This window comes from Phocaeicola sp. ICN-14070 (assembly GCF_037892625.1).
GTDB lineage: Bacteria > Bacteroidota > Bacteroidia > Bacteroidales > Bacteroidaceae > Phocaeicola > Phocaeicola plebeius.
In genome coordinates, this window is the sequence record NZ_JBBKBF010000103.1 from 1 (window position 1) to 6,577 (window position 6,577).

The window sequence follows — 6,577 nt, forward strand, 5'->3', positions numbered from 1 at the left end:
TGATTAAAACGTAAAGGCGTTTTACTTCAAACGCACTTGCGTTTAATTGAAAACGTCCTTGCGTTTTGTGGAAGATGCTAAAGTTGATTGGAAGGGCATAAAAAAAGCAGCCTCAGAGTTATCCGAGACTGCTTTGTCTGTATGTAATTTGTAGCTTATTTATTTCAAGCGAGCTAATGTTTCCTTGATACGGCGCATAGCTTCAACAATGTTTTCGTCAGAAGTTGCGTAGCTCATACGGATGCATTCAGGTGCACCGAAAGAAGTTCCACCTACGCAAGCTACGTGGCCTACTTCCAACAGGTACATAGCCAGATCATCTGCATTATTGATTACACGGTCTCCGTCTTTCTTACCGAAGAAAGAATCACATTTCGGGAAGAGGTAGAAAGCTCCCTGCGGGAAGTTTACTTCGAATCCCGGAATTTCTTTTGCCAGTTTCACAATCAGGTCACGGCGGCGTTCAAATGCCTTGCGCATTTCTTCTACCGGAGCTTGAGTACCAGTGTAAGCGGCTTCAGCTGCTTTCTGTGATACAGAGCATGGACCTGAAGTATATTGTCCCTGCAGTTTGTTTACACCTTTTACAATCCATTCCGGTCCGGCAATGAAACCGATTCTCCATCCGGTCATGGCGTATGCTTTAGACACACCGTTTACAATCACTACGCGGTCTTTGATTTCTGCAAACTGAGCAATGCTCTGATGCTTGCCGATGTAGTTGATGTGTTCGTAAATTTCGTCAGCGATAACGATTACGCGTTCGTGTTTAGCCAATACTTCAGCCAGTCCCTGCAATTCTTCTTTGGTGTATACTGAACCAGTCGGGTTAGACGGAGAGCAAAGAATCAGGGCACGAGTGTTCGGAGTGATAGCTGCTTCCAGCTGAGCAGGAGTAATCTTGAAATCCTGTTCAATACCGGCACGTACAATGACAGGAGTACCTTCTGCCAGTTTCACCATTTCCGGATAGCTCACCCAGTAAGGAGCTGGAACGATTACTTCGTCACCTTTGTTAATCAAAGCCATGATGGTGTTGCAGACAGACTGCTTGGCACCGTTTGCACAGCTGATTTGAGCGGCTGTATATTCCAGACCGTTTTCATTTTTCAATTTTGCCACGATGGCGTTGCGCAAAGCCGGGTATCCGGCAACTGGAGAATAACGAGAGTAGTTTTCGTCAATAGCTTTTTTAGCGGCTTCCTTGATGTGATCCGGTGTATTGAAATCCGGTTCTCCTACGCTCAGATTGATTACGTCAACCCCCTGAGCTTTAAGTTCACTACTTTTCTGTGACATAGCCAATGTAGCTGAAGGCGACAGGCTATTCAAACGATCTGAAAGTTGGTTCATGTTATTGTGTTATTAAAGTTGGATTTTTTTTGCAAAAGAAGCTAATTTCTTCCATATATAAAAGAAATTAGCTTCTAAAAAGGTTTATTTTCTGTCTCCAAGTATCCGGAGAAGGTAAATGAACAAGTTGATGAAGTCGAGATACAGTGTCAAGGCTCCCATCAGGGCAATCTTCTGTGTGGTTTCGTTGACTTCAATGTCATCGTGCGACAGGAGTTGCTTGATTTTCTGTGAATCGTAGGCCGTCAGTCCCACAAAGAGTAGCACACCGATATAGGAAATAATCATGTCCATCATCGAATTGTGCAGGAACATATTGACCAGCGAAGCGATAATCAGTCCGATGACTCCCATCAGGCAGAGACTGCCGATACGGGTAAGGTCTTTCTTGGTTACATACCCGTAAAGGGCAGTTACTCCGAATGTACCGGCTGTCACGAAGAAAGTGGTAGCAATGGAACTTAACGTGTAAATCAGGAACAAGACGGACATCGTGACACCGTTCAATACCGAATAGGCGATAAACAGGAGGGTAGCCGTAGTGAAACTGATTTTATGTATACGGGCAGAAAGATACATCACCAGTCCTACTTCAGCAATCAGCAATCCCCAGAACATGATGGAGTTCTGCATGATGGTTTCAATCAGGGTGTACGACTTAGCTACGTACATGGCTACAAAGCCCGTGATGACGAGTGCCAGTGTCATCCACAGATATACGCTGCGGAACAAAGCGGTTTGAGCAGCTTTGCTGGCATAGCTTTTTACTAAGTTATTTGTTTCCATAATCCTTCTTAATTATTTATTGAAATGTAGGGTATGTCCCATTCTTTCTTTCTTGGTGTGCAGGTATCGCTCGTTGTATGGGTTGGGAGTGACTTCGATAGGTACGTTTTCTACAATTTCCAGTCCGTAAGCTTCCAGTCCCACGCGTTTCACCGGATTGTTGGTCAGCAAGCGCATTTTGTGGATACCAATCTCACGCAAAATCTGAGCACCTACTCCGTAGTCGCGTTCGTCGGCCTGATGGCCCAGGCAGATGTTGGCGTCTACCGTATCCATGCCTTCTTCCTGCAACTTGTAGGCTTTCATTTTTTCCATAAGTCCGATGCCACGTCCTTCCTGGTTCAGGTAGATAACGGCTCCTTTTCCCTCTTTTTCAATCTGTTCCATGGCTTTGTGCAACTGGTCGCCGCAATCACAACGCATAGAGCCGAAGATGTCGCCGGTAGCACATGAAGAATGTACACGTACCAGTACCGGTTCGTCTTCTGAGAATGTACCTTTAATTAAAGCTACATGTTCCAGACCGTTGCTTTTCTGACGGAACGGAATCAGACGGAAATGACCATGTTCGGTAGGCATGTCTACTTCCACTCCTTTTTCTACCAGTGATTCCTGTTTCAGGCGGTAAGCGATGAGGTCGGCAATGGAAATCAGTTTAAAACCATATTCGTCTGCCATCTTTTTCAGTTCCGGCAGACGGGCCATGGTGCCGTCTTCGTTCATAACTTCCATCAGGGCAGCAGCAGGATATAAACCGGCCAGGCGTGCCATATCTACGCAGGCTTCTGTATGTCCAGCGCGGCGCAATACACCTTTTTCTTGTGCATATAAGGGGTTGACATGTCCCGGGCGGCCGAATGTTTCCGGTTTGGAAGTAGGATCAGCCAAGGCACGGATGGTTGCGGCACGGTCGGCAGCCGATACACCTGTAGTACATCCCTCCAGTTTATCAATGGTAACGGTAAACGGAGTTCCTAATACAGAAGTATTGTTAGATACCTGATGCGGTAAATCCAGTTCTTCGCAACGTGATATGGTGATAGGGGCGCAAAGTACACCTCTTGCATGTTTCAGCATGAAATTTACTTTTTCCGGGGTAATCAGTTCTGCAGCCACTACCAGGTCGCCTTCATTCTCGCGGTCTTCGTCGTCTACGATGATGACGAATTCTCCTTTGCGGAAATCTTCGATTGCCTCTTCAATTGTATTCAGTTTGATTTTCTCCATAATGATATTGATAGTTTTAGAATGTTTTTTTGATTCTTTCTTGTATGTCGCGGCTATTCTTGACAATGGTTTTCAAATCCTTGTCCAGACGCACGCGATAGCGCCAGATGTTCAGCCAGATAAGCAGTCCGGCCGGAACGATGATTCCAATCAGCAGATTCAACCATCGGTTGTCTGATACGCTCTTGTGAGCCTTTACAGATAAGAACGGATAATTGTTCAATAAGTTCAGCAATACTCCGTCTTTTGTATTGGACATCTCTTCTACGAGCCCTTCCATTTGCAGGCTGATTTCCTTGATGGCATCATCATGCTTGTTGTTGGTGAACACCTGATAATAGTTCGGTGGCCCCAGCAGTTTGTGATTCGCTCCATAAGTTTCGCATTCCTGACACAACTTGTCCAAATCCTGATAGATGCGGGTATAGTCTGGTGTGTGGATAATGACCTCTTTCTTAAAGACATGGCGTGAAACTCTTATTCCAAACAGTTTGCGGAAGAAGTTTACATACACGTCGATGTTGAATACCACAGAGTCCTTATTTGATTTGTAAGTAAGGAAACCGCCTAGCGGAGCCAGTATGATGGTACTCATCCATGTTCCAAGTATAATATTCATTTCTCCACTTTTGGCTACACGCGTAGCTCCGGAGTCGATAATATAGTAAAGTACGAAAATCAATACGGAAATCACTACAGGCATACCCAGTCCTCCTTTACGGATGATGGCTCCTAGTGGAGCACCGATGAAGAAGAAAATGATACAAGCCAGTGAAAGAGTGATTTTTTTATGCCAGTCCGACTGATGACGGCGGATATTGTTGTCGGCATCTCGGGTCATATAACTCTTCATGCTCCAGTCTGACATGAGCGAAGACAGACGTGTTTCGGTCGAATTCAGTGTCTTCAACTTTTGGGCAGAGGTCATACCGTTCAAGATACTGTCTGTATTAATAATGGCGAGATGTTCTTTCTCAATCTTTGTAGAGTCTGTTTTAGTGAGTACCGGTTTCCGATAGGCCGTTTTCATGGCATCTGAATACATGGCACGTCCCACGCTGTCGGCATACATGTTGAGGGAGTCGATAGCCAGGGAGATTTCATTCATGTTCTTTATGTCTGAGCGTTGGTTCAGAAAATTGCCGTCCACCATCTCAAAATTGGTGTCAAAAGCAATCAGGGTATGTTTTTCCTTGAACGTTTCCCGACGATAAGGGACATTCCGTGAAATGACAGACTGTGACTTCAGATTCTCAAATTGTTCTCCGTTATACAGGTGCAGATACAAGTGCTTTTTGTCTGCTGTCAGTTCCAGCTTCCCTTCTTCTGCCCAGATAATATGGGCGTTTTCAAATCCGTCAGAGAAGTTGTAAATTAGTACATCTTTCAGAATACCCGTATCACGATCTTTTTTCTTTACATAGATATTGTATCCTTCAATATCGCTGTAAAACATTCCTTCCGGAATATCTACTTCCGGAGACTTTTGTTTCATAGACACCAGCAGTGTCCAAAGCTCTTTTTGTGCTTTAGGACCAATGACATTCTGGAAAAAGAATGACATGACTCCCAAGAACATACAGAACAGCACGACCGGGCGGATAATGCGAAACAGAGGAATTCCTGCTGCCTTCATGGACAGAAGTTCATAGCGTTCTCCGAAGTTACCGAATGTCATCAGGGCAGCCAGTAGAATGGCCAAAGGAAGAGACAACGGAATCAATGTCAGAGCTGATAAAAAGAAAAACTGGGCAAGAACATTGATTTCCAAACCTTTTCCTACCAGTTCATCGACATATCTCCATAAGAACTGCATCATGAAAATGAAAAGGCAGATAAAGAATGTCCCCGAAAAGAGCAGCAGAAAACTCTTTAAAACGAATATATCAAGTTTTTTTATGCGTAGCATTCCTGTCTTATATTATCAGTATGCAAAAGTAGCACAAAAAACGGACAGCAAAATAAAGTTTTGTATATTTTATAGATTTATACTCCGAAAACTCTCTTTAAGGTTTCAATTTGTGAGTCCCAAAGGCTGCGTACATCTTCTTCTTCTCCAGGCTCTACAAAATCTGTGATTTCCAGAGAGTGGTCGGTGGTCAGTTCATTGTAGTGGATTTTCAGTTCAAAATAGCTTTTAGCCTCTTCATCATCCAGCCAGTGGAAGCGGATGAAAAATTCAGGTCGGCTGTTTACCACGATAGCTTGTCGTGTTTCAGTTTTTCCCCAGCGGAAGGTATAAGTTTTTCCTTCTTTGGTTACGCGGTCGGCAAACCAGCGTTCCAAACCGGCTGCACTGCTGATAGCGTTCCATATAATGACACTTGAAGAGGGATTGAGCGGATATTCGATTTGTGTTTTTCTTTTCATGATGTTTCTTGTGTTTTTACTTGTATCTTATTTTTAGCAACGGCGGCAAATTAAAGTATTTTTTTGTTTATATCCATAATGAATGAAGATTTTTTTTGGTGATTTATTTTACTTCTTAGAATTCATGGAGAGGAGAGCGTTTGCTGATGTAAAGCTTCTTATTTTATGAAAAATAGGCAAATGTGTCGTTTTCAATCGGTTATTAACTTGTTGTTGAGGCGGTAACATTATCTTTTGCAGAAAAATAGCAAAAAAGAGAGGATAAATTTGCGTAATTCAAAAACTTGCTCTATCTTTGCACCCGCAATCACGAAATGATGGCGGGATAGCTCAGCTGGTTAGAGCGCATGATTCATAATCATGAGGTCCCCGGTTCAATCCCGGGTCCCGCTACAAAGAATGATTTAGCCGTTGGGTGGCTTCCACGCCTGGCGGTTTTTTTTATGAAAATGGCGGGATAGCTCAGCTGGTTAGAGCGCATGATTCATAATCATGAGGTCCCCGGTTCAATCCCGGGTCCCGCTACAAGACATAATAAATTAATTATCAGACATTTAAGAATGAATATTTCTTAGATGTCTTTTTTGTTTATATAGTTCCTTGCACAGATTTTGCACAAAAGTTGAGGTAAAATGGTGATAATCAATGAAATCGTAAGAAAAAACTACCTCAAAAATATCTTTCTTTGCTTTTCTTCAATTTACTTGCTCTTTCTTAACGATATGTTCTGCACACTGCTTGAAGATGTCCGATGATGAGGCTTACATTATATATATTGTATGAGAACGAATCTTCTTGCACAAAAAATTGCACAAATGAGTATAATAAAAGGGATAATCTG

Annotated in this window: 5 protein-coding genes and 2 tRNA genes; 2 read left to right on the forward strand and 5 right to left on the reverse strand. The window is 43.2% G+C overall.

The features are described 5' to 3' along the window. Nucleotides 1-159: 159 nt before the first annotated feature. The 5 genes from WKT20_RS17205 to WKT20_RS17225 all read right to left on the reverse strand — a co-directional run bounded on the left by WKT20_RS17205 (nucleotide 160) and on the right by WKT20_RS17225 (nucleotide 5,736). Nucleotides 160-1,353 (reverse strand): pyridoxal phosphate-dependent aminotransferase, encoded by a 1,194-nt coding sequence (locus WKT20_RS17205; RefSeq protein ID WP_022052478.1) that lies wholly within the window; start codon nucleotides 1,351-1,353, stop codon nucleotides 160-162. A gap of 84 nt (nucleotides 1,354-1,437) precedes the next feature. After that, nucleotides 1,438-2,139 (reverse strand): Bax inhibitor-1/YccA family protein, encoded by a 702-nt coding sequence (locus WKT20_RS17210; protein WP_007557722.1) that lies wholly within the window; start codon nucleotides 2,137-2,139, stop codon nucleotides 1,438-1,440. Between the two features lie 12 nt (nucleotides 2,140-2,151). Continuing rightward, nucleotides 2,152-3,366 (reverse strand): bifunctional 3,4-dihydroxy-2-butanone-4-phosphate synthase/GTP cyclohydrolase II, encoded by a 1,215-nt coding sequence (locus WKT20_RS17215; protein WP_007557720.1) that lies wholly within the window; start codon nucleotides 3,364-3,366, stop codon nucleotides 2,152-2,154. 16 nt (nucleotides 3,367-3,382) lie between these two features. Next, complete coding sequence (locus tag WKT20_RS17220) at nucleotides 3,383-5,275, reverse strand: LptF/LptG family permease (RefSeq protein ID WP_117700794.1); 1,893 nt, start codon at nucleotides 5,273-5,275, stop codon at nucleotides 3,383-3,385. 77 nt (nucleotides 5,276-5,352) lie between these two features. Next, nucleotides 5,353-5,736 carry an START-like domain-containing protein gene (locus WKT20_RS17225; protein WP_007557717.1) on the reverse strand — a complete coding sequence of 128 codons (384 nt, stop codon included), beginning with the start codon at nucleotides 5,734-5,736 and terminating at the stop codon, nucleotides 5,353-5,355. A gap of 319 nt (nucleotides 5,737-6,055) precedes the next feature. Between WKT20_RS17225 and WKT20_RS17230 the strand changes: the two genes are divergently transcribed. Both WKT20_RS17230 and WKT20_RS17235 read left to right on the forward strand, forming a co-directional pair. Further along, nucleotides 6,056-6,129 (forward strand) — tRNA-Met (locus tag WKT20_RS17230). Between the two features lie 58 nt (nucleotides 6,130-6,187). Beyond that, nucleotides 6,188-6,261, forward strand: a tRNA-Met gene (locus WKT20_RS17235). Nucleotides 6,262-6,577: the final 316 nt, after the last annotated feature.

Excerpts from the sequence above, each read along its gene's own strand:
- WKT20_RS17205 (WP_022052478.1), bottom strand. The coding sequence starts at position 1,353 with ATGAACCAACTTTCAGATCGTTTGAATAGCCTGTCGCCTTCAGCTACA.
- WKT20_RS17210 (WP_007557722.1), bottom strand. The coding sequence starts at position 2,139 with ATGGAAACAAATAACTTAGTAAAAAGCTATGCCAGCAAAGCTGCTCAA.
- WKT20_RS17215 (WP_007557720.1), bottom strand. The coding sequence starts at position 3,366 with ATGGAGAAAATCAAACTGAATACAATTGAAGAGGCAATCGAAGATTTC.
- WKT20_RS17220 (WP_117700794.1), bottom strand. The coding sequence starts at position 5,275 with ATGCTACGCATAAAAAAACTTGATATATTCGTTTTAAAGAGTTTTCTG.
- WKT20_RS17225 (WP_007557717.1), bottom strand. The coding sequence starts at position 5,736 with ATGAAAAGAAAAACACAAATCGAATATCCGCTCAATCCCTCTTCAAGT.